General features: G+C 36.4%; 18 protein-coding genes. 7 read left to right on the top strand and 11 right to left on the bottom strand.

Annotated elements, in window-relative coordinates; translation table 11 throughout:
* Nucleotides 1-37: 37 nt before the first annotated feature.
* From KBJ98_RS01365 to KBJ98_RS01345, 5 genes are all read right to left on the bottom strand, one after another.
* Entirely contained in the window at nt 38-1,288 is a 1,251-nt protein-coding gene (locus tag KBJ98_RS01365) for a site-specific integrase (protein ID WP_191180561.1), read from the bottom strand.
* 323 nt (nt 1,289-1,611) lie between these two features.
* Nucleotides 1,612-2,304 (bottom strand): hypothetical protein, encoded by a 693-nt coding sequence (locus KBJ98_RS01360; RefSeq protein WP_210787962.1) that lies wholly within the window; start codon nt 2,302-2,304, stop codon nt 1,612-1,614.
* Nucleotides 2,305-2,378: 74 nt separating this feature from the next.
* On the bottom strand, nt 2,379-5,810 hold the full coding sequence (locus KBJ98_RS01355) for a hypothetical protein (RefSeq protein WP_210787961.1): 3,432 nt from the start codon (nt 5,808-5,810) through the stop codon (nt 2,379-2,381).
* A 151-nt stretch (nt 5,811-5,961) separates the two neighbouring features.
* The gene (locus KBJ98_RS01350) at nt 5,962-7,218 is read right to left on the bottom strand and encodes an aspartate kinase (RefSeq protein WP_210787960.1); all 1,257 of its coding nucleotides are present in this window, start codon (nt 7,216-7,218) and stop codon (nt 5,962-5,964) included.
* A 57-nt stretch (nt 7,219-7,275) separates the two neighbouring features.
* Nucleotides 7,276-7,764: a GNAT family N-acetyltransferase gene (locus tag KBJ98_RS01345; protein ID WP_210787959.1), complete on the bottom strand. Its 489-nt coding sequence runs from the start codon at nt 7,762-7,764 to the stop codon at nt 7,276-7,278.
* A 241-nt stretch (nt 7,765-8,005) separates the two neighbouring features.
* Between KBJ98_RS01345 and fbp the strand changes: the two genes are divergently transcribed.
* The gene (gene fbp, locus KBJ98_RS01340; protein ID WP_210787958.1) at nt 8,006-9,025 is read left to right on the top strand and encodes a class 1 fructose-bisphosphatase; all 1,020 of its coding nucleotides are present in this window, start codon (nt 8,006-8,008) and stop codon (nt 9,023-9,025) included.
* A gap of 72 nt (nt 9,026-9,097) precedes the next feature.
* Here fbp and KBJ98_RS01335 read toward each other — a convergent pair whose 3' ends face one another.
* The 3 genes from KBJ98_RS01335 to KBJ98_RS01325 form a co-directional block, all read right to left on the bottom strand.
* The gene (locus KBJ98_RS01335; RefSeq protein ID WP_210787957.1) at nt 9,098-9,529 is read right to left on the bottom strand and encodes a tellurite resistance TerB family protein; all 432 of its coding nucleotides are present in this window, start codon (nt 9,527-9,529) and stop codon (nt 9,098-9,100) included.
* A gap of 143 nt (nt 9,530-9,672) precedes the next feature.
* Nucleotides 9,673-11,448, bottom strand: coding sequence for a cytochrome-c peroxidase (locus KBJ98_RS01330; RefSeq protein ID WP_210787956.1), 1,776 nt, complete (start codon nt 11,446-11,448; stop codon nt 9,673-9,675).
* 73 nt (nt 11,449-11,521) lie between these two features.
* Entirely contained in the window at nt 11,522-13,000 is a 1,479-nt protein-coding gene (locus tag KBJ98_RS01325) for a PhoX family protein (RefSeq protein ID WP_210787955.1), read from the bottom strand.
* Nucleotides 13,001-13,389: 389 nt separating this feature from the next.
* Here KBJ98_RS01325 and KBJ98_RS01320 point away from each other — a divergent pair, with 389 nt between their 5' ends.
* From KBJ98_RS01320 to KBJ98_RS01310, 3 genes are read left to right on the top strand one after another with little or no spacing between them, the layout of a single operon-like run.
* Nucleotides 13,390-13,983 (top strand): HupE/UreJ family protein, encoded by a 594-nt coding sequence (locus tag KBJ98_RS01320; protein WP_210787954.1) that lies wholly within the window; start codon nt 13,390-13,392, stop codon nt 13,981-13,983.
* Between the two features lies 1 nt (nt 13,984).
* A complete protein-coding gene (locus KBJ98_RS01315; RefSeq protein WP_166132914.1) occupies nt 13,985-14,416 on the top strand; it encodes a deoxycytidylate deaminase in 432 nt (143 codons plus the stop codon).
* Nucleotides 14,417-15,994 carry a S41 family peptidase gene (locus KBJ98_RS01310; RefSeq protein ID WP_210787953.1) on the top strand — a complete coding sequence of 526 codons (1,578 nt, stop codon included), beginning with the start codon at nt 14,417-14,419 and terminating at the stop codon, nt 15,992-15,994.
* Between the two features lie 6 nt (nt 15,995-16,000).
* Here KBJ98_RS01310 and KBJ98_RS01305 read toward each other — a convergent pair whose 3' ends face one another.
* The 3 genes from KBJ98_RS01305 to KBJ98_RS01295 all read right to left on the bottom strand — a co-directional run bounded on the left by KBJ98_RS01305 (nt 16,001) and on the right by KBJ98_RS01295 (nt 17,483).
* On the bottom strand, nt 16,001-16,606 hold the full coding sequence (locus KBJ98_RS01305; protein ID WP_210787952.1) for an FAD-dependent oxidoreductase: 606 nt from the start codon (nt 16,604-16,606) through the stop codon (nt 16,001-16,003).
* 2 nt (nt 16,607-16,608) lie between these two features.
* Nucleotides 16,609-16,812: a hypothetical protein gene (locus KBJ98_RS01300; protein ID WP_210787951.1), complete on the bottom strand. Its 204-nt coding sequence runs from the start codon at nt 16,810-16,812 to the stop codon at nt 16,609-16,611.
* A gap of 95 nt (nt 16,813-16,907) precedes the next feature.
* Complete coding sequence (locus KBJ98_RS01295) at nt 16,908-17,483, bottom strand: MarC family protein (RefSeq protein WP_166132922.1); 576 nt, start codon at nt 17,481-17,483, stop codon at nt 16,908-16,910.
* A gap of 183 nt (nt 17,484-17,666) precedes the next feature.
* Here KBJ98_RS01295 and KBJ98_RS01290 point away from each other — a divergent pair, with 183 nt between their 5' ends.
* The 3 genes from KBJ98_RS01290 to KBJ98_RS01280 all read left to right on the top strand — a co-directional run bounded on the left by KBJ98_RS01290 (nt 17,667) and on the right by KBJ98_RS01280 (nt 22,150).
* Nucleotides 17,667-18,245 carry a DUF3109 family protein gene (locus tag KBJ98_RS01290; RefSeq protein ID WP_210787950.1) on the top strand — a complete coding sequence of 193 codons (579 nt, stop codon included), beginning with the start codon at nt 17,667-17,669 and terminating at the stop codon, nt 18,243-18,245.
* Nucleotides 18,246-18,497: 252 nt separating this feature from the next.
* On the top strand, nt 18,498-19,475 hold the full coding sequence (locus tag KBJ98_RS01285; protein WP_166132926.1) for a ribonucleotide-diphosphate reductase subunit beta: 978 nt from the start codon (nt 18,498-18,500) through the stop codon (nt 19,473-19,475).
* A gap of 260 nt (nt 19,476-19,735) precedes the next feature.
* On the top strand, nt 19,736-22,150 hold the full coding sequence (locus tag KBJ98_RS01280; protein ID WP_210787949.1) for a ribonucleoside-diphosphate reductase subunit alpha: 2,415 nt from the start codon (nt 19,736-19,738) through the stop codon (nt 22,148-22,150).
* Nucleotides 22,151-22,448: the final 298 nt, after the last annotated feature.

Below are 22,448 nucleotides of genomic sequence, written 5' to 3'. Positions count from 1 at the left end.
AGCAGGATTCTATGATCCTGCTTCTTGAGATAATATCTCATATAGATTCCATAAAAGCATTTTCCATAGACCTAAATTTATCAGAAACCAAATCCATATCCTTGCTGATTTTCTGACTGGTAATCTTGGCATAGATTTGAGTGGTAGAAATATTTTTATGTCCCATCATTTTGCTGAGGCTTTCTAGTGGTACACCCTCTGTTAAAAACATTGTTCCAAATGTGTGCCTTGCTGTGTGAAAGGTTACTTTTTGTTCTGTAACAATATCTAATTCTTGAATTAGTTTGTCTATATAGCTGTTACAAATTTTGTTTGTAGGAACAGGAAAAATAGAATCATTTCGGGTGGTACCTTTATATTTTTCAATAATTCGTTTGGGTATTTCCATAAGCCTTATATTAGAAGCAACATCAGATTTTTGTCTTCGGCTTATAATCCAATCGTGACCATCAAAAAAGGATTGTATGTTAGTACTTTTAAGTTGTTTAATATCTATATAAGATAGTCCTGTAAAACAGCTGAATACAAAAAGATCCTTTACAATTTCATAATTTTGTTTTGAAGGATTGTGTAATAACAGGGATTCAACGTTTTCCTTAAGTAAATAGCTACGGTCATTTTCCTTCATCGATATTTCATAATCTTCAAAAGGATTTTTCCTGATAAGACCGTTTTTGACAGCTATTTCCGCAACACGATAGAGTGGCATAGTATATACCCAAACAGTATTGTGTGTGCACTTTTTGTCTATTCTAAGGAAGAAATCAAACTCTCTGATAAAATCACACGTCAATTCCCTGAACGCCATGTCATCACGATGATACCTGCTTTTGATAAATTCAGCAACGTGGTTATAGACAATTTTGTACTTGTAGTAGGTACTTTCGGAGCGTTCTCCTTGTACTACCATTTTCCCAAAATCGTCATTGTTCTTTTTAAATACTTTCAGCAAGGAATCTTCCATAACACCAACACCGAGAAATGCAAGCTTCAGCTTTTGTGCCGTTACAAAACCCTCGTGTTTCAGCATATCTTCATAAAGGGTATCGATACGTGCCCGTATATTATCCAATTTTTGATTAATACCTAGTGCTTTTGCACTCTTGCCTTCAACTCTTCCGTACTTTAAATCCCAATTATTCAGGTTGATTTCTAACTTAGTTCCCAAAGTCTTAGGGGTCCCATCAATGGTAATGCGTGCCATAATAGGAGCATTACCATTCTTTTTCGGCTCGTTCTTTTTTAAGTAGAAAAGTAGCTTGAACGTGGATTTTTTTGTCTGTTCCATAACTCAAATGTTTAATGTTTAAAATTAAATTACATTGAGTTACAAGGGAATATAAAAAATAGAGCAAAACACTGAAATATAATCAGTTATGCCGAAAGGTTGCTTTATAAATCGGTAATGAATTAGTAACCTAACTTTGTATTTTCATGACCAAAACCTATCAGACACCGAGTTCCAAACTAAGACTACTGTTTTATAAAACCCTGCATAGCAACGGTTTTAACCGTTTTGCTTATTTTTGCTTTTTACTAATCTTTTTAAGATAAAAAAAGGAAGGCTATCAGTTTTAAGATAGCCTTCGTTTTATTACTATATTGTATAATTTAATCTTGAATGTAAGTCTTGTTTCCGTTTGCATTAATATAGTACTTACCACCTCTTGGGCCTGTGTATACTTTCTTGCCATTGTATTCACCAGTTACTTTATCGGCAACTTTTGGCGCTTTTTCATTGGTTTCTTTTACTGTTTTAGTAGCTTTTGCTTTTGTTGTAGTTGCTTTTTCTTTTACAGTTTCTGATTTTGAAGCTACTGCATCTGCTTTTGATTTGGTCATTTTTTCTTTTGCAGCGGTTGCTTTTTCTTTAGCAGTATCAGTTTTTTCTTTTTTGGCAGTTGCCTTTTCTTTAATGGCATTTGCTTTTTCTGCTTTTGCTTCAGCGACTTCTGCTTTAGCTTTGGTAGCTTTTTCTTTAGCAGTTGTTGCTTTCTCTTTTGTAGCTGTAGCTTTTTCTTTAGCAGCGCTAGATTTTTCCGCTTTTACTTCGGCTGCCTCAGCTTTTGCTTTTGTAGCCTTTTCTTTAGCTGCAGTGGTTTTCTCTTTTGCAGATTTTGACTTTTCTTTTGCAGTAGCGGCTTTTTCTTCAGCGGCCTCAGCTTTGGCTTTCGTTACTTTTTCTTTTGCCTTTGCTGTTTTTTCAGTTGCAGCCTTTTTTGTCTTTTTGGCTTCGGTTGCTGTTTGTGCATGACTTACTACTGATAAAAGCAAGGCAAACAATAATAAAATGGATTTTTTCATTGGTCTAGGTTTTATGTTTGTATTGTTAAAATTACAAAAAAAAGTAATTAGCAATCGATTACTTGTAGACTTATTTAAAAGTATGCTCTTAGTTGTACATTGCCGGTATGAATAGTCGCGTTTCGCTCGCTTTTTCGACCTTGATAATTCAAATTAATGTCTAAGAATGAAGTGATGTTTTTTTGTAGCAAAGCACGCCAAGTAACGTTTTGACCTGTTTGCAATCCCTCGAGCATTTGAAAACCAACGGCTGAAAATTCGTTCCCGTTAAATTTATTTTGGTACAATGATAATTCGCCATTAAAAGTAAATTTTTTAGATCCGGCATAGGAGAACGAAGTTCCTAATCGATTTTGAGATAATAATTCACCATTGCCTATTTGGTTTTGTTTTTTTTGATACTCATAAAACAGGTCCCAACTGGTGCTTTTTGAAAATAAATAACTGATTTTTGGAGCCAATTGATATCCCGTAACAGCGAAATTTTTCTCAATAAAATCTTCGGAGTCAACTTTGTTTTGAATGGTTTTGGTAAAAAAACCAAAAAGCCAACTTTTTTGGTACAAGTGGTTGTATTGCAGTTGATGGGAGGTGTTTTCAGACTCTTGAGAGCCAATTGACAGCAAACTTCTGGTTTTGTTAAGTAAGTAGGTATAGGTTACAGAATGTTTTTGCTTGCCGCGGTTGTAATAAAGCGTATTTCTTAAACTCGAGGTTAAGCCTAACACTTCATCAGAAATAGGACTAAACGGGTTCCATTCAAAATTAGAGCCGTTATTTTTTATTTTACGATCCAATAAAAAAGCAATTTGATTGTAAAAATATGATGCAAATTTTTTAAAACCTTTCTCGTTTTGCCATTGCGTAGGGTTAAAAGTTAGAGCTTGCGAAAATTTATTTTGATGCGTTTTGATAAATATTCGGTTGGGTAAAAACACACGTATAAATTTGGCTTGATCGATAAATGGTGCTATCTCAAACTCTTGTAGTTCTTGAATCCCATTACCGTTATAATCGTTCCAAGTATACACACCTTGACCAACGGCTACTTCGAGATAGGTAAATTCTTGTTGTGGAATGCTTCCGGAGGTAGTTTCGTACACCGTGTTGCTCAACAATAGCGAGTTAAAAAATCGGTCCGAGTAGATGAGGCGAGAGTTCAAAGTGCTTTCTCTTTTTCGATTGTTGGCTTCAAAATCAAGTGTTCTGTAATTAGCAACTACACTTAAATCACTAGTTTTTGTTTGGATTAATCTCGATTTTAAAACAAAGGTGTTTGATTGATTGACGCGTTGTACCATTCCGTTTTGCAAACTGTCATTTTTTCTTTTTAAATATCCTAATTCAAAAAATACTTTAGTACTGTCTCCACGACCGATATGTCCGCCGTATTCAATAAATTTTTGACTTAAAACAGAAAGTTGTTGTGTGTTTTTGTTGCGTTCGCTATTGTTTTCAAGTCGTAACGAGGTACTAATCCAGTTTTTTTTGAATCTATAACGTACTTGCGATTGGTTACGTAAAAAAGATGAACTTAAAATATTGCTCTCGCTTTGCAGGTAACTGCCTTGTTGGCGAATATTCCAATTTTTATGTTGCAAAAATCCATTTACTACATGACGATTTCCAGTAAAATTTCCAGCAAAATCTAATTTTTCTAGTTGATAGTTTGCATTTCCTATACTAGTGGATTTCGGATTTTGTTTTTTTTGTAGCTGTAATCCGGTGACCAACAAACTTTGATTGCCTGTAGTTAAAGGTTCTAAATTCCAATCGCGATTGAATTCAATGTTGTTCAATCGCTCTACGGTTTTAAAGGTACTTTCAATAAATTGGTAATTGACAACTGCATCCATGTTCCAACCTTTCGAAAACAGGCGTTGCTTACTTTTTATTTTAGCTGCTAGTCCTTTATTATTGGCGTCATCTAGCGCTGAAAATAAATTTTGATCGTTATTGCTTACTCCAATTTCAACATCAATATTCGTTTTTTCAGTAGGATGAAATTGCCCCACAAAACTGGCAACTTGAACTTTATTAGGCGCAATTAATTGAACGATTGGTTCGTAATTTCCTTGCGGTATGCCATTAATTGGTGCCACGTACGCAAAAACTCTGCTGATCGTATTGGTATTGGATAAAATGTAATTTCCTGCATTGGCACCTACTAAAGAAAAACGCACATTATACAAATCGCCTTCTTTATCTGTGGTATATTCGTAAACAAGTACACCGTCTACCAGAATTTGTTTGTAGAGTACTTTATTGTCGCTGTAGCTATCCAAAAAAGCCGATGGTGCGGTCATTTGGCGTGTATCATCGCCTGCATTTTTAATAATTTGAACTTGTTCTTGCGACAGGTTTTGCTGAACAGGTTGGTTTTTTAAATCGTTTTCAGAGTATAAATACCCGCCAAATCGCCACTTTTTAGATTCGTGTGTTCCACCAGCATAAGTAACAAATCGGCTGTAATTCCGGTCGGTATATTGGTATTCAATCGCAATCCGCATTTCAGAGGTTATTGTAAACAATGGTGTAAAGATGATTTCTCCAGCATTGTAATCAATCGTATAATCTTTGTTTTCGCCACGTTCCAGCAAATTACCGTTTACGTACACGCGCTCCGATCCTGATACAATAAGCACGTACAACTCGCCATTTTGGCCTCGTAATTTATAAGGACCTTGGTTTCCTTCCTGACCTATGATGTCACTTTTGGCGTATTGTCCTCGTACAAGTGCTGCTGCTGCAAATACATTGCTCTTATTGTTTTTTCGCTCCCAATTAAAGGTCGTAGCTATTCCTTGTACTTTTTTATTAAAGGTTAAAAACTGTGAAGCTTTATTATCTAAAAATAAATCTCCCGCTCGAACACTCCAATTATTTCCAAAGAGTTCCATAAATACGGTGTCAAATTGGTCGAGTTGTTGCGAGTAACCGCCATCTTGCAGTGGTATATTGCTGTCCTGTAGTGAGGCTCTAATACTTACCTTATCGGATAATTTTCCGGTGATTTGTAGGTCGAGATTCGAGTTTAAAACAGCATTTTGGTTGTTCCCAATCGTGACGCCTCGTGTTATACTTCCAGAAGTACTCAGCCCGTCAAAAGGAATGTTTTTTTTAAGATTTGGCTCTGCTATACTGTATAAGGTAGCTTGTCCAGCTGCATTTGACACCACTTTTCCGGGATCGTAAATGGTGTATGTTTTAGTCAAAAAATCCGGATATTGTAAGTACTCAACCGTGATAGAGTCTGATAGATTATTAACATCAGAAAGCAGTAACAATGTGCTTTTTGAGAAATTAATACGGTACAAAGTACTGTCAATTGCTTTTCCTTTTGAATCTAAAACTTTAAAAAAACTGGAGTTGATACTGGTTTTTTCAAGCCGAATGGTGTCTTTTGTAGGAGCTATTTTTTTGGTTTGGTAGAGCGTGCTTTTTTCCTGAGCCAGAAGTCCAGAACAATAGCATAGAATAATCCAAAAAAATATTTTTTTCCACATAAATAAGGATAACTCCAAAGTATCAAAAGTAGTATATAATAATTGATAATTAAACCTTGTTGAAGTGCGTTATTTTACTGTTTGAAAAATAAAAAAAATGGGAATCAAAATTGTAGTATTTGATTCCCATTGGTATGAATGATTGGTGTTTTTAAACTTCTTTAGTGACTACTTGCATGGTTTCGCGGCTCACTTGTTTTAATAAAACGGTTTTGTTTGCCTCCACAGTCTGCGCAGCGCTGTCATTAAAATGTCTGATGGTATACAAAGTTACGTTTTCTTCAAAATCGACTTTGAATTTTTTAGATAAAATGGCATTCAAAGCATTGAAGTTGTCAAACTTATCTTCTACACAAACAGAAAAACTGATTGCTGAATTTTGAATCAAATTCACTTTAATTTTAAACTGATGGAAAAGGGCAAAAATTTCGCTGATATTCTCCTCCATGATAAATGAGAAATCAATTGATGAAAGCGAAATCAACAATTGGTTTCTTTTCACGATAAAACATGGAAGGTAAGGCTCTAAATCGACACCTTTTGAAACACTCGTACCCTGTAATAATGGATTGATAAATGATTTTACATACAAAGGAATTTCCTTTTTTTGTAAAGGTTGTAACGTTTTTGGGTGAATCACTGTAGCACCATAAAACGCTAACTCGATGGCTTCACGGTAGGAAATTTGATTTAACAAACTTGCATTTTCAAAATAACGCGGATCGGCGTTCATAACTCCCGGAACGTCTTTCCAAATGGTTACACTTTCAGCATTTAAGCAATAAGCAAAAATAGCCGCGGTATAATCAGATCCCTCACGGCCTAGAGTAGTAGTGAAATTGTTTGGATCAGACCCCAAAAATCCTTGCGTTATGTTAAGGGTTTTGCGTTTTACATTTTTAGAAATGTTGGCTTGCGTTAATTCCCAATCCACTTCAGCATCTCTGTAATTAGCATCTGTTTTTACAAAATTACGTACATCTAGCCATTGTGTAGCCATGCCCATAAAGTTCATGTAGTGGCTTAAGATTGTAGTTGAAATTAATTCGCCATAACTTACCACTTGATCGTACACAAAATTATAATTGGGAGATTTGTTGTGTGCTAAAAAATATTCTAAATCAGCAAACTGCTCATTTACGGCTGTAAATACTGCATTGTTTTCATCTTCGAATAAATCTAAAAGAATTTGGTTGTGGTACTTTTTTACTTCTTGCACTGCAGCATTAAGTTCAGCCGATTTATCAAAATAATGTTTGATTACCAATTCTAACGCATTGGTTGTTTTTCCCATTGCTGATACTACTAGCAACACATCTTCATAACCTACGGTTTGTAACACATGCTGCACGTTTTTGATTCCTGCAGCGTCTTTTACAGAGGCACCTCCAAATTTAAATACTCTCATTTTATTATCGTATTGTGCATCTAGTTGCGTGGTAACAACTAAATAGCAATTGTTATTTTATCTATTTTCACAAAAAGTTGCAATTCCTTGCTCATCCATTTGTACCACATGCCAATCGCGTAATACTTTAGCACCTGATTTTTCATAAAAGTCAATGGCAGGTGTATTCCAATCTAATACATTCCATTCTACTCGTCGTACTTGATCTTTTTTTCCTTGTTGTAAAATGGCTGCGTACAATGCTGAACCTAATCCGGTGCCGCGCATACTTTCTTTAACTACCAAATCTTCAAGGTGAATGGTTTTACCTTTCCAAGTTGAAAAACGATAGTACCAGAGCGCAATACCTACGATTTCTTTTTCATGGGTAGTGTTTGTAATTTCGGCTACAAAAACATGAAAAAGCGGATTGGCTCCAAAACCATCTCGTACTAAATCGTCAACAGTAATTTTTACTGCATCGGGTTCTTTTTCAAAAATAGCCAATTCTTTGATGAGTCCTAAAACGGCCTCCATGTCTGCTGCTGTTCCTTGTCGTATGATCATGATTGCTTTAGTTTGGTTTTGGTTTGTAAGATTACTTGTTAGAGTGTTTGTTTGCACGAACAAGTTCGAAATAAAGTTAATTATAAACTTCGATTATCGCAAAAAATGCTGCTTCTGAGTACTCAAAATTGAACTTTTTACAGCAAATATACAATAGAGCTAAACTAAGTGCGTATTATTCAATTCATTTTCACAAAAAAAACGATATTTGTGACTTCAAAATAACTACAACGATTTCGTAATGGAAGAACGCAACAAAACACTAGGAGAATTTATTATTGAAAATCAAAATGCTTTTCAGTATTCGTCAGGAGAATTGTCCCGAATTATCAACTCAATTCGATTGGCAGCAAAAGTTGTCAATTACAAAGTTAACAAAGCTGGATTGGTTGACATTGTAGGTGCTGCAGGTGAGCAAAATATACAAGGAGAAGACCAGCAAAAACTCGATGTTTATGCCAATGAGGTTTTTATTCAAACGCTGATTAACCGTGAAATTGTATGCGGTATAGCCTCTGAAGAAAACGATGATTTTATCACTGTAGAAGGTAGCGATAACAGCCACAATAACAAATATGTGGTTTTGATGGATCCACTTGATGGCTCTTCTAATATCGATGTGAATGTTTCGGTTGGAACTATTTTTTCAGTGTACCGTCGTGTAACTCCTATTGGAACTCCAGTAACAATCGAAGATTTTTTACAGCCAGGAATAAATCAGGTAGCAGCAGGATATGTAATTTATGGTACATCAACTATGCTTGTTTATACTACCGGACACGGCGTTAATGGCTTTACTTTAAACCCTGCCATTGGTACTTTCTATTTGTCGCACCCTAACATGCAGTTTTCTAAAGATGGATCTATTTATTCAATCAATGAGGGTAACTACATTCATTTTCCGCAAGGAGTAAAAGATTATATAAAATATTGTCAAACCGAAGAAGAGGACAGGCCTTACACTTCAAGATACATCGGAAGTTTAGTTTCTGATATTCATAGAAATATGATTAAAGGTGGAATTTATATTTATCCTACCAGTTCAAAAGCGCCAAACGGTAAACTACGTTTGCTGTATGAGTGTAATCCAATGGCTTTTATAGTAGAGCAAGCAGGAGGAAAAGCTTCAGATGGATTTAGCCGAATTATGGAAATTACGCCAACAGAATTGCACCAACGCGTTCCCTTTTTCTGCGGAAGCTACAACATGGTAGAAAAAGCAGAGGATTTTATGCTTAAAGCAAAGCTGAGTAAATATTAAGTCGTACCATTCAAAATAAAAAATGCCCCAAATAGTTTATTACTTTTTGGGGCATTTTTATAAGATAAAAGTTTACTTGTTCATGTTTTGCATTTCTTCAAAGAAGGTGTCAAAATCAACTTCCTTATCTACTAGAACTAGTGCTTTGTGTACGATGTAATTGACGTTATCAATATTAAATCCTAAACCTACACCAATTTTGCGAAGCATTAATTCTTGCTGATCTCCTAAATGATGATCAACATGAACAATTCGCGCCAAATCATACAAACGCTCCAAACGATGCTCGTGCAAGTAAGGTGGATTGATTGGGTAGTTCATTGGGTTTTCTAGAATTTCTTCATACTCAGTCGCCGAAATTTCAAGACGAACGGCTAACTTGTTTAAAAATTCTTTTTCTTCTGGCGAAAACGTTCCGTCAGTAAGTGCAACACGTGCAATAGAAGCAAAATGGCCTTTGTTTCTTTGCTTGAATTCGCTATCAAATAAATCTGAAAATGACATAATTGTGGGTTTTATATCTAACAAAGATACGGCTATTTTTAAAATCAGTAGCTTGTTTGACCTAGCTTTTTGAGTACTATTTGATAAATAACCCTACACTATTTACTACTGAGTTTGTATTTAAATCCAGCAATCATTAGTTTTTATTTACTATCCGAAAGTGTTTTCATAAAGGCAACGAGCGCTTTTTGTTCTTTGTCGGTTAAATTGAGTTTGTCTGTGGGCAAGGTTTGGTTGTAAACCGCAATTCCGGTACCTGCGCCGCCACCTTCATTATAAAAAACTACTACTTCTTCTAATGATTTGAATACGCCATTATGCATGTAAGGAGCTGTCAAAGCTACATTTCGCAATGTTGGTGTTTTAAAAGCATGTAATAATTGTGGCATTTTGTATTGGGCATAACGTCCTAAATCAGGATCTATTTTTTTTCCGTTTTTGATCTGCGGTGTTCCAATAACCTCTTGTTCAGTTTTTTTATAGGCAGGCGGTACCGTACCATTAAATAGCGGAATAAAATGACAGGTTGCACATTTTCCTTTTCCTGCAAAAACGTTAAATCCCAATTGTTCCTCTGCAGACAAAGCGGTTGCTGGTTCTGTAAAGTGTTGATCGAATTTGGAGTTGAATTTATTTAAGGAGCGCACATAACTTGCAAGTGCGTTCTGCAGTTGCCATTCTTCTAGTTTTTTGCTCTTTGGGAATGCTTTTTGAATTAATTTTTTATAACTCGGATTACTGCTAATGTTTTTGATATTATCCCGAATATTGCCATGCATTTCGTCTTTGTTCTGAATTACATCCAAACTTTGTTTCTCTAAATCCGTTTGACGCATATCCCAAAATTGCGCATTTTGAAGCCCTGCGTAGGTCAATGTAGGTGTGTTTCTCAATAGTCGACTTCCGTTTAATGACAAGTTGGTTTTTAGTCCGTCAGTAAAAGCCAATTCCGGATTGTGGCATGAGGCACAGCTGCGGGCTCCTTCCTTTGAAAATGAGGTGTCGTAAAACAACTCTTTACCAAGTTGTGCTTTCGCGGAAGTATATGCGTATTCTTGTGACGGAATGAAGGCATCAACATTGAATACCTTTGATCCGAATAATGAGCTAGCTGTTTGTAAAACAGCATTGGTCTTTGCAACGTTTGCAATTTTATAATGCTGCTGAAACTCTTGTAAATTTTTTGAAATCGGGTTGAGGTAGTTTTTAATAAAAAGCGTACGATCAAAACTATTAAAATCTTTTGCGCTGTTGCAAAAAGCGGCAGCTTTACGAATGCGATCTAATAAACTGTTTTGAATTTGCGATGGTTCTTGAGGCAGCTTTTCAATTACAGAAGGCAGGGCTAACAAACTAGCTTGTGCTTCTGGGATAGAATTGTTGGCAATAGGCGAATCAAACCCCGTAATTCCGAGGGTGATGATGCGATACATTTGCATTTTTACAGCATCAACAACATAATCTGGGCTAATAGTAATTGCCGAAACATGTTCTTTTACCTGCATGATCAATCCTTTCAAAACGGCGATTTCTCGCTGTAAAGTAGCTTTTTCTTTTGCTGAAAATGTTGGGTAAATCAGTTCTTCGATAACTTGAAAACCACTCGGATTCAAAAATTTATTCTCTTCTACCTCTAGTTCATCGAGTGCAGGACCATTGATAAATCGTGCAGGTTCAGGGGTAAAGTATTCTACAGCCCATTCTATTTTTTTGTAAGCAAGGCGGCTTTTTTCAAAACTTTGTTGTAGCTGTTTGTTGCTAGCATTTTTTTGTGCTATTTGCTCAAATGCTTCTATTTCCTGATTCAATTGGGCAATTTGCTGTAATAGTTCTTCCTTTGGTCCTAAGGTTTCATATTCTTTCTGACACGATAAAAAAAATAATGTAAATAAGGGAAGAATTTTTAATAAGGATTTCATAATAAACCGAGTTATAATAAAACACAACAACCCAAAGTGAATTTGGGTTGCTATAGTTTGGATTTTAAAGGTATTATCTCTGTACGTTTCTAATGATAATAGTTTGACCGCCTTCTTTATTGGTGTTTAAACCGCTTCCGTCAGCATTTGAAAAAGCATCTTTTTGCCAAGTATGTGGGTGAATGTTCACTAAAAAGGTGTTTGGTACTCCAATTACATCTGAGATATCTTCCATGGCACCGTACTCCCAGCTACCAAAACGCATTTCATTCGTTTGGTTGTAAGTTGTATTCCAAGCAGCGTCGGTTCTTTTGTGGTTCATTGTCAACCAAGGTTTGTTTACCTTAGATGCGATGTTGTATTGCCAGATGTAAGAATCGTGCTGAGCAGCAGAGTAGTAAGAATCTCCATCTTCTTGTGTGTACACATAATTCTCAGTTACTGTAATATTATCTGGATTGATAATTCCTGTTCCAGGAGTTGAGTCACCTTCAATTACTAACTCTAATTTTCCTTTTAATGGGTTAGCATCGTCTAATATCAATTTGTAAACGCGTCCCCACATGGTATAACCTGCAACTGGAGCATTAGCGCTAGCTTGTCCGGTAGCTGTAAAATACAATTCACGGTTGTTTTTTGCTGATCCTTTACGGTAATCAACATCTTCTACTCTTGAAAAACGAATGGCTCCCAAATTGTTCACAGTAGTATTAATTACTGCACCTGTTAAGTTTTTAGCATTCGGAATTTCAACAAATGAAACGTCAAATGAAGATCCCATGCCCATACTCATTTCGGTTTGGTTTCCGTCGTTTCTTTTTAAGGCATATAGTTTTCCGTTGTTTAAATCTCCAACAGTTTCGCTCATGTACATGATCACCTGTCCTGCACTAGCATGAGAGGTTGAGTATGATTGATCTTCACCAATTACAATTACAGTTTTTCCCGGGTAAGCTTGTTTGGTCAATGGTACTGCGTTCTCCATACTTGCTTTTCCTAAAGCAGGCAAAACGCGGTCAGTTCTCTTTTTCATGCTGCTTAGCCCAAGCGGATCAATTCCGTGTACCATACTTTCTTCACCACTTTCTCCAGCAGTTAAAAACAAAGGTCCAAAACCGTGAATAGCTGGTACAGCAAGTGTAGCTGAGCACAAACGAGTCATTCCGCCAACTGCATCAACGATATAATCTCCTTTTATTGGTTTTAAGGTTTTGTCAAAATATACTCTTGAAACCGATTTTAATATTTCGTGGTTGGTAATCATAATGTAACCGTCTCCAGCAGGATCTTTCATGAATCCAGCTCCATCGGGTTGTGCTCCGTAAATAAAGCCTGGTGATTGTGCCAATACATCTGGGCTACTCAATAAAGAGGTAATTTGTAAGTTTTCGAATCCTTCTTTGGCTACAGCCAATGGTGGTACAGTTGAAGTTGTTGCAAAATTAATAGCAGTATTTAAAGCAGGAGCTTCGTTGTTGTCGTCTTGACAAGCTACAACGGCAGTAAGTAACACTGATGTTAAAGCTATTTTTTTAAATAATTGTTTTTTCATGGTAATAGTGTGTTTTGTTTGTTTGAATGCAAATCTATACCATGAATCAAAATCTTTGTTTAGGATAATATTGTCGAATAATCATTAAAACGTTGTCTTAGGTTTACCGAATTGTAAAGTTGTAAGGTTAAAGTAAATTTAAGATTAGCTAAAAAATTTAAGGCTTTTACAAGCTATTTCGAGTAAATACAAACCGGATGACTTTGCGCTTTTAAGCGTTTTTCTGGTGAAAAATTGTTAAGCTATTTGGTTGTATTTTGCCAATCGCCAATTACTATGTTTTAGGAAATTGATCGTGCGTTTTAGCACACATATTTGCCTTTTTAACAGATAAATTTTCAAAAATAATCGTATGTTTACAACCCTTTATCCACCTTAAATGAATTTTGATGAATGAATTTTGGATCTACTTTCAAATAGGTTTAAAACACGTTTTAGACCTCAATGCTTACGATCACGTTTTGTTTTTAATGGCGCTTGCCGTTCCATACGCTTTTAAAGATTGGAAACGAGTTGTCTTACTCGTCACCTTGTTTACTCTTGGTCATACCATGGCTTTGGTACTGTCCGTTTTTGAAATCATTGTTATTAAAGCGAACGTGGTAGAGTTTTTAATTCCGATAACGATTCTGATCACCGCACTTTTTAACTTGTTTACCGCAGGAAAAAACAATAAAAAAGAAAGTATTAATCTGGTAGTTTTTATAACCTTATTTTTCGGTATTATTCACGGTTTAGGATTTTCGAATTATTTTAAATCTATTTTGGGCGGAGATGCCGCTTCAAAAGTATTGCCCTTGGCAGAGTTTGCCCTTGGTATTGAAGCCGCACAAATGATTGTTGTTTTTGTACTTTTGGTACTGTCTTATATCGTGCAAACTGTTTTTAGATTTTCTAAACGAGATTGGACTTTAGTAATGTCTGCTTTTATAATAGGTGTGGTTATTCCGATGATAATAGCAAGTGAAATTTGGAATCGATAAAATGAGTGAAAAAAAATTAAATAAATACGACAAAGCCTATTTGCGTATAGCAAAAGAGTGGAGTTTACTTTCTTATTGCAAACGCAAGCAGGTAGGTGCTATTATTGTACGTGACCGAATGATTATTTCGGATGGTTACAACGGTACTCCGAGTGGTTTTGATAATTGCTGCGAAGACGATGAAGGTATTACTCGTTGGGATGTCTTGCATGCCGAGGCCAATGCGATTTTAAAAGTAGCGCGTTCTACACAATCTTGTGAAGGAGCTACTTTGTACATCACACTTTCGCCCTGCAAAGAATGCAGTAAACTCATTCACCAATCAGGAATAAAAAGGGTGGTTTACCACAATGGGTATCGCGATGATTCCGGCATACAATTCTTAATTAAAGCAGGAGTAGAAGTAGAGCATATTCCAATTCTTGAAGAATAAATGAAGGTTAATTTTAAATATTTACCACTTATTTTAGGCGCAACACTTGCGGCGGGCGTGCTATTGGGTAGCATGATTCAATTGCCAGGATCGAGCAATCTGTTATCGAAAAACAATTCTAAAACTAAACTTAACAAATTAATTGATTTTATTGATTCCGAATATGTAGATGAAATCAATACCGATTCAATTGTAAATCTTACGGTAGATAAAATTTTAGCGCAACTGGATCCGCATTCTGCTTACATGCCACCAACCGAGCAACAAGAGGTGGCCGAGAGCATGCAAGGAAATTTTGTAGGTATTGGAGTTAATTTTTACATGTACAAAGACTCTGTTGCTGTTATTAAACCTGTCGAAAACGGCCCTTCGGCAAAAGCAGGATTGTTACCAGGCGATCGTATATTGTATGCAGACAAAACTAAACTTTTTGGCCGAAAATTGCCCACAGACAGCTTGTTTAGTAAGTTAAAAGGCGAGGTAGGTTCAAGCATCGAGTTGACTATTTTTAGAAAATCCATTCAAAAAAAATTAAAGGTTACAATCAAACGTGATATCATCCCGATCAAAAGTGTAGATGTAGCCTTGCTCCTTCACCCAACAACGGGCTACATTAAAATCAATCGTTTTGCCGAAACTACGTACGAGGAGTTCATGACAGGTCTCAATTTGCTCAAGAAAAAAGGAGTTTCTTCACTTGTTATTGACGTGCGTGACAATGGCGGAGGTTATATGGAAGAAGCCATTGCTATTGCCGATGAATTTTTGCCTGATGAGCAACTTATTGTATTTACGAAAGCTAAAAACGGCACTACAACTAAAACGTATGCTACGGCAAAAGGCAGTTTCGAAAAAGGAAAAGTATTTGTTTTGGTAAATGAAAACAGTGCCTCAGCGAGTGAAATTTTGGCAGGCGCAATTCAAGATAACGATAGAGGAACTATTGTTGGTCGACGAACTTTTGGAAAAGGACTGGTACAACGCGAAATGAATTTTGCAGATGGCTCAGCCGTTCGATTGACAATTGCACGTTATTATACTCCAACCGGCCGTTCCATTCAAAAACCATATTCAAAGGGGAATGAAGCCTATTTTAAAGAATCCGAAGGACGAATTGCTAATGGTGAGCTGTACTCCAAAGACAGCATAAAAGTGGCAGATACGCTTAAATTTAAAACCAAAAAAGGTAAAATTGTATATGGCGGCGGCGGGATTGTACCTGATGTTTTTGTTCCTATTGTGGCAGAACACGGTCAAGAAGAAACTGCTTATTTCTTGCAGTCGGGTATTGTGGGTAATTTTGTTTTTGAACAACTAGACAATAAAAAAACAAGCTTAAAAGGATTAACTTTTGAAAAATTACAAGCCAAAATACAATCGACCACTGCTTATGTGAAAGCTTTTCAGGAGTTTGTGTTTAAAAACGGATTGGATTTAGATTTCTCGAAAAGTAAAGATTTGGTAAAAAAATACCTCACCGCTGAATTTGCCAAGCAATTATTTGGCGAGCAGCGCTATTATGAAATGCTTGTTCGTGACGACGCCATGTTGAAAAAAGTACTTCCCGTTAAAAAATAAAAAGTTTTATCGAATGCTATCGTGTGCATGCGTTTGTATGCCATCGTTCCAAAGTGTCAGTATATCAGTGGCCACCGCAGCACCACTTCCTGCAGCAATGGCTAATTGACTTCTCCAGCCTGCCAAAGTTCCAACAACATAAATACCTTCTGTTACAAGATGATCGTTGTTTTTTAGCTGTAGGCGTTGCTTGGATTCCAATGATTTTTGATGCGGAATTACATATTCCATCAAGCCGTCAATTGCAAAAGTATTTGATGATCCAATTCCTACCACAATCAATTTGCTGCTGTAAGTTGCTTTGTTGGTATGTACAATAAAATGCGGTGCCTTTCCTTCAATTCGCAGCACTTTTTCATTGGGAATAGTGGTAATGTGTGGGTAGGTGTTTTGCAGTTGGTTTACGCTATCTGCTAAGAGCGTAGCGCCAAGAGTTCCTGCGGGAATTCCGTAAGCATTATTAAAAAGTGCCTCTTGCAAAGCGCTACTTTTTTGATGTGTAAAAATGCCGATTTTTTTATCAGTGGCAAAGGATTTGAGTTTTGCAGATCCTAAAACAAGTGCACAAGACATCCCTGAAGCACCACCGCCAATGATCAAAACATCATACATGTTTACAAGTTTTCTTTTGTTTTTTCTTCTATCTTTTTAGAAACTCTAAAAATTAATAAAATAAGTACAGCGCACAATGAGGCTCCAATGCCAATAAGGGCAACTACGCTATCTCCTTTAAAAGGATTGTTGAAGTCTAATAAAGTAACATTAAAGACGATTAGCGCTAGAGCTAAAAATACCAGTATGTTAGTGAAGATTTTCATAAAAAATTTTGATTTTTAAAGCATAAATAGCAATATAGCTATCTCTATCAATGATTTTGGTATTGTTTGAGTGTGTAAACTTATAAAAAAAATAGTTAAGCAAATAGACCTTTAACATTAGCAGCGAATAATTTAACAGCAATAGCTAATAATACCACTCCAAAAGTCTTTCTGATTACGCCAAGTCCGTTTTCGCCTAACATTTTTTCAATTTTAGAAGACGATTTAAGAACTACGTATACCAATATAATATTTAAAATAATAGCGATAACAATGTTGAGTGTATTGTATTGTGAGCGCAATGAAAGTAAGGTAGTCATAGTACCTGCACCAGCAATTAACGGAAACGCAAGAGGAACGATAGAGGCAGAGCTCGCTTCCTCGTCACGATAAATGCGGATTCCTAAAATCATTTCAAGTGCCAAAAAAAACAAAACGAATGATCCTGCTACAGCAAATGAGTTGACATCAATACCGATGAGGTTTAGTAATTCTTCACCCGCAAAAAGAAACACAATCATGATTACACCAGCAACGATAGAAGCTTTCTCCGATTCGATAATACCATGTTTAGCTCGTAAATCCACAATAATTGGAATAGATCCAACAATATCAATAACGGCAAAGAGCACCATGCTTACAGTTATTATTTCTCTCAAATCTAGTCCCATGTCGATGTGTTTTAAGGTGCAAAAGTATTCATTTTTGTTTATCGATAAAGGAGTTGTGGCTTTTTTTTAATGCTTGAAAATAAATTTGAATAAGTTTTTTTGAATCTCGTATTTTGATCTTCATACATTTCTTTTTTTGTTTTTGTGGGCTGCTTTTTCGATTTGTTTGAATACCTTTGCGGCATGTTTCAACTAGGAAAAACCATCGTCTCAGAGGACTTACTCGAAAAAGAATTTGTGTGCAACTTATCAGCTTGCAAAGGAGCTTGCTGTGTAGACGGCGATGCCGGAGCGCCGTTAAGCGAGGAAGAAACCAAAATTTTAGAGGCCATTTACCCAAAAGTGAAGCCTTTTTTGCGCAAGCAAGGCATAGCGGCTATCGAGGCACAAGGAACTTGGGTAACTGGTACGGATGGGGAACTAGAAACTCCTTTAATTGACAATAAAGATTGTGCTTACGTAATTTTTGACGGCAAGACCGCATTATGTGGAATCGAACAAGCCTACAATCAAGGAATAATCGACTGGAAAAAACCTGTTTCTTGTCATTTATATCCGGTGCGCGTGAAAGATTTTAGTGAGTTTGCAGCGGTAAATTATGATAAATGGGACATCTGCGACGCGGCTTGTTCCCTTGGTCAAGAACTCGAAGTGCCGGTGTACAAATTTGTCAAAGAAGCTTTGGTTAGAAAGTTTGGCGAAGACTGGTATGCTGAGCTAGAAACTGTGGCAGAAGAACACAAAAACAACCCTAAGCGGTAACTAATAAACTGCTTTTCTTCTTTTTAAAAATCCTATATTTTACGGTGCTTTGCGCCATTTTTAGAATTGCAAAAAACTGATTTTCAGTATTTTGTAATTTGAATGAATTTCCCGTTGTTTTTCTGAAGTTTGTTAAAAACTAGGTCCGATTGTGAATAAGTTTGACTTTTTATTGAAGCAATATTTCACAATCTTTGTACTCCGCAGAAAGCAATTTTTTTCGATAAAATCACAAAATAAACACAACATACAATGACACAAGTGGAGCCAATTTTACAAGAAAACAAAAATCGTTTCGTAATTTTTCCGATTAAACATCATGATATTTGGGAGTGGTATAAAAAAATGGAAGCTAGTTTTTGGACTGCTGAAGAAATCGATTTGTCTCAGGATTTAAATGACTGGAACAATAAACTTTCTGATGATGAGCGGTACTTTGTAAAACACATTTTGGCGTTTTTTGCTGCTTCAGATGGAATTGTAAATGAAAACTTGGCAGAAAATTTTGTGAATGAAGTACAATATGCTGAGGCGAAGTTTTTCTATGGTTTTCAGATCATGATGGAAAACATTCACAGCGAAACTTACTCTTTATTGATCGATACTTACGTGAAAGACGAAGCGGAGAAAGATGAATTGTTCAATGCGCTTGATGTGTTTCCTGCAATCAAGAAAAAAGCAGATTGGGCTTTGCGTTGGATTGAATCAGATTCGTTTGCGGAGCGTTTGATTGCTTTTGCAGCTGTTGAAGGAATCTTTTTCTCTGGTGCATTTTGTTCTATCTACTGGTTGAAAAAGCGTGGTTTAATGCCAGGACTTACTTTTTCGAACGAGTTGATTTCTCGTGACGAAGGTGTACACTGTGATTTTGCTGTACACTTGCACAACCACCACTTGATTAACAAAGTACCTACTGAAAGAATTAGAGAAATCATTGTAGATGCTTTGAATATTGAAAGAGAGTTTATCACTGAGTCGTTACCAGTATCTTTAATTGGAATGAATGCAGGATTGATGACACAATACTTGGAGTTTGTTGCAGATCGTTTGTTAGTAGAATTAGGTTGCGATAGAGAATACAATACGGCCAATCCTTTTGATTTTATGGACATGATTTCATTGCAAGGAAAAACCAACTTCTTTGAGAAAAAAGTAGCTGAATACCAAAAAGCTGGTGTTATGAACACCGATGAAGAAGCACAAAAAATTACCTTCGACGCTGATTTTTAATCGGTTTTGAATATACCTACTACCTTCCTAGCCCCGATGGAAGGGAAAATCCTTTTTAATCCTGATTTTTCTCAGGACTAAAAAGATTGGAATGACAGCGGGATAAGCTCCCGAAAATAAAGAAACTGAACTTTATTCTAAATCAGTAACCACCAAATAGTAGTTGCTGCCACAAAAGTTGTGGTGGTTATGCTGCGAAATAATCAACAAATAACTTAAAACAGAGAAGGGATTTTCTGTTTTTTAAAACCACTTTGCGTATGTATGTAGTAAAAAGAGACGGGCACAAAGAGCCTGTAATGTTTGACAAAATCACGGATAGAATTAAAAAACTATGCTATGGTTTGAATGATTTAGTAGACGCTGTAAAAGTGGCGATGCGTGTTATTGAAGGACTTTATGATGGGGTTACTACCTCAGAATTGGATAATCTTGCGGCCGAAACTGCTGCCTCAATGACCATTGCACACCCGGATTATGCACAATTGGCTGCCCGTATTGCAATTTCGAATTTGCACAAGAACACTAAAAAATCGTTCTCTGAAACGATGAATGATATGTTCAATTACGTGAATCCTAGAAACGGTCAATACGCACCTTTGTTATCGGAGGAAGTGCACAAAGTAATTATGGATAATGCGGAGTATTTAGATTCGCACATTATATACAATAGAGATTTCAACTACGATTATTTTGGTTTTAAAACGCTAGAAAGATCGTATTTGCTTAAAATAAATGGTAAAATTGTAGAGCGTCCGCAGCACATGTTGATGCGTGTATCGGTGGGGATTCACTTAGGCGATTTGAAATCGGTTATTGAAACTTACGACTTAATGTCGAAAAAATTCTTTACCCATGCTACGCCTACCTTATTTAATGCGGGTACACCAAAACCTCAGATGTCAAGTTGTTTCTTATTGGCGATGCAAGATGACAGTATCGACGGGATTTACGATACGTTGAAACAAACGGCTAAAATTTCGCAATCAGCAGGAGGAATTGGACTTTCTATTCACAACGTGAGAGCTACAGGATCGTATATTCGTGGAACAAATGGAACTTCAAACGGAATTGTACCGATGTTGCGTGTGTTTAATGATACGGCGCGTTATGTAGATCAAGGTGGTGGAAAACGTAAAGGAAGTTTTGCCATTTACATAGAAACTTGGCATGCTGATATCTTTGATTTCCTTGACTTGAAAAAGAATACAGGAAAAGAAGAAATGCGTGCAAGAGATTTGTTTTTTGCGATGTGGACTTCGGATTTATTCATGAAACGTGTGCAAGAAGATGGATTATGGACCCTAATGTGTCCGAACGAATGTCCGGGCTTGTATGATGTGCATGGTGAAGAGTTTGAAAAATTATATACCTCATATGAAGCGGCTGGAAAAGGTAGAAAAACCATCAAAGCGCATGAATTGTGGGAGAAAATCCTAGAGTCTCAAATTGAGACTGGAACACCTTACATGTTGTACAAAGATGCAGCTAACCGCAAATCGAATCAAAAAAATCTAGGTACTATTCGTTCGTCGAATTTGTGTACCGAAATTATGGAGTTTACTTCAAAAGACGAAATTGCTGTATGTAACTTGGCTTCGTTGTCATTGCCAATGTTTGTTGAAAACGGAGCATTCAATCACGATTTGTTTTATACGGTAACTAAGCGTGTAACGCGCAACTTAAATAAAGTAATTGACAGGAATTATTATCCGGTTAAAGAAGGGGAAAATTCTAATAAACGTCACCGTCCAATTGGTTTAGGTGTGCAAGGACTTGCAGATGCATTTATCATGTTGCGTTTGCCGTTTACAAGTGACGAAGCTAAAAAACTGAATCAAGAAATTTTTGAAACCATGTACTTTGCGGCCGTAACAGCATCGATGGAAATGGCTAAAGAAGAAGGGCCGTATTCAAGTTTTGCTGGATCGCCAATTTCACAAGGAGAATTTCAGTACAATTTATGGGGATTAACCGATACTGATTTATCAGGTCGTTGGGACTGGGCTTCGCTTCGTAAAGAAGTTATGGAGCACGGTGTTCGTAACTCATTATTGGTAGCGCCAATGCCTACTGCATCTACATCTCAAATCTTGGGTAACAACGAAGCATTCGAACCGTACACTTCAAATATTTATACCAGACGTGTACTTTCGGGAGAGTTTATTGTAGTAAACAAACACTTGCTTCACGATTTAGTAGAGCGTGGCTTGTGGAACGAAACCCTGAAACAAGAGTTAATGCGTAATAACGGATCGGTGCAGGCGCTTGATATTCCTCAAGATTTGAAAGATCTTTACAAAACTGTTTGGGAAATGTCTATGAAAGATATTATTGATATGTCCCGTCAACGTGGGTATTTTGTAGATCAGTCACAATCATTGAACTTGTTCATGCAAAATGCTAATTATGCTAAATTAACTTCAATGCACTTTTACGCTTGGCAATCAGGTCTTAAAACCGGAATGTATTATTTAAGAACAAAAGCTGCCGTTGATGCTATTAAATTTACCTTAAACAACGATAAAAAAGCAGAACCAATTGTTATTAAAGAACAACCCATTGCTATTCCGGTTGTAGCTGAACCTGTAGAAATGACCGCAGCGGAATACCGAGCCATGATCGAACTAGCTAAGAATGCTGGTCCAGAAGATTGTGAAATGTGTGGATCGTAAATAAATTTTAAAAAACAGTCAAAAAAACAGCTATCATTTTTGGTAGCTGTTTTTTTTAGGAGCTATTTCCTGCTATTCGTTACAATCTTTTTAAGGCTTCTAGCCTTTGACAGGCTAGAAGCCTTAAAAAGGATTTCCACTGCTATCAGGGCTAGGATTCGCACGGAATACTTGATATAACTCATTTTTAAAACACTTCCATTTGAAGAAGTCAACACTCAAAAAGGCCATGCGCTAAAACCCGAGTAAGCATTATTCGTACGCTCAAATCTTTTTCTTTATATTCGCTCCTTTAAAA

The sequence above is a fragment of the Flavobacterium erciyesense genome, from assembly GCF_018069925.1.
Classification (GTDB): Bacteria; Bacteroidota; Bacteroidia; order Flavobacteriales; family Flavobacteriaceae; genus Flavobacterium; species Flavobacterium erciyesense.
The sequence above is the reverse complement of the archived record's forward strand: the minus strand, read 5'-3'. Positions and strand labels throughout refer to the sequence as shown.

Bases quoted from the DNA above. Each gene is read 5' to 3' on its own strand.
- KBJ98_RS01320 (WP_210787954.1), top strand. From the start codon at position 13,390: ATGAATGAATTTTGGATCTACTTTCAAATAGGTTTAAAACACGTTTTA.
- KBJ98_RS01290 (WP_210787950.1), top strand. From the start codon at position 17,667: ATGTTTCAACTAGGAAAAACCATCGTCTCAGAGGACTTACTCGAAAAA.
- KBJ98_RS01335 (WP_210787957.1), bottom strand. From the start codon at position 9,529: ATGTCATTTTCAGATTTATTTGATAGCGAATTCAAGCAAAGAAACAAA.
- KBJ98_RS01345 (WP_210787959.1), bottom strand. From the start codon at position 7,764: ATGATCATACGACAAGGAACAGCAGCAGACATGGAGGCCGTTTTAGGA.
- KBJ98_RS01365 (WP_191180561.1), bottom strand. From the start codon at position 1,288: ATGGAACAGACAAAAAAATCCACGTTCAAGCTACTTTTCTACTTAAAA.
- KBJ98_RS01310 (WP_210787953.1), top strand. From the start codon at position 14,417: ATGAAGGTTAATTTTAAATATTTACCACTTATTTTAGGCGCAACACTT.
- KBJ98_RS01350 (WP_210787960.1), bottom strand. From the start codon at position 7,218: ATGAGAGTATTTAAATTTGGAGGTGCCTCTGTAAAAGACGCTGCAGGA.
- fbp (WP_210787958.1), top strand. From the start codon at position 8,006: ATGGAAGAACGCAACAAAACACTAGGAGAATTTATTATTGAAAATCAA.
- KBJ98_RS01305 (WP_210787952.1), bottom strand. From the start codon at position 16,606: ATGTATGATGTTTTGATCATTGGCGGTGGTGCTTCAGGGATGTCTTGT.
- KBJ98_RS01300 (WP_210787951.1), bottom strand. From the start codon at position 16,812: ATGAAAATCTTCACTAACATACTGGTATTTTTAGCTCTAGCGCTAATC.
- KBJ98_RS01325 (WP_210787955.1), bottom strand. From the start codon at position 13,000: ATGAAAAAACAATTATTTAAAAAAATAGCTTTAACATCAGTGTTACTT.
- KBJ98_RS01355 (WP_210787961.1), bottom strand. From the start codon at position 5,810: ATGTGGAAAAAAATATTTTTTTGGATTATTCTATGCTATTGTTCTGGA.
- KBJ98_RS01360 (WP_210787962.1), bottom strand. From the start codon at position 2,304: ATGAAAAAATCCATTTTATTATTGTTTGCCTTGCTTTTATCAGTAGTA.
- KBJ98_RS01315 (WP_166132914.1), top strand. From the start codon at position 13,985: ATGAGTGAAAAAAAATTAAATAAATACGACAAAGCCTATTTGCGTATA.
- KBJ98_RS01330 (WP_210787956.1), bottom strand. From the start codon at position 11,448: ATGAAATCCTTATTAAAAATTCTTCCCTTATTTACATTATTTTTTTTA.
- KBJ98_RS01295 (WP_166132922.1), bottom strand. From the start codon at position 17,483: ATGGGACTAGATTTGAGAGAAATAATAACTGTAAGCATGGTGCTCTTT.
- KBJ98_RS01285 (WP_166132926.1), top strand. From the start codon at position 18,498: ATGACACAAGTGGAGCCAATTTTACAAGAAAACAAAAATCGTTTCGTA.
- KBJ98_RS01280 (WP_210787949.1), top strand. From the start codon at position 19,736: ATGTATGTAGTAAAAAGAGACGGGCACAAAGAGCCTGTAATGTTTGAC.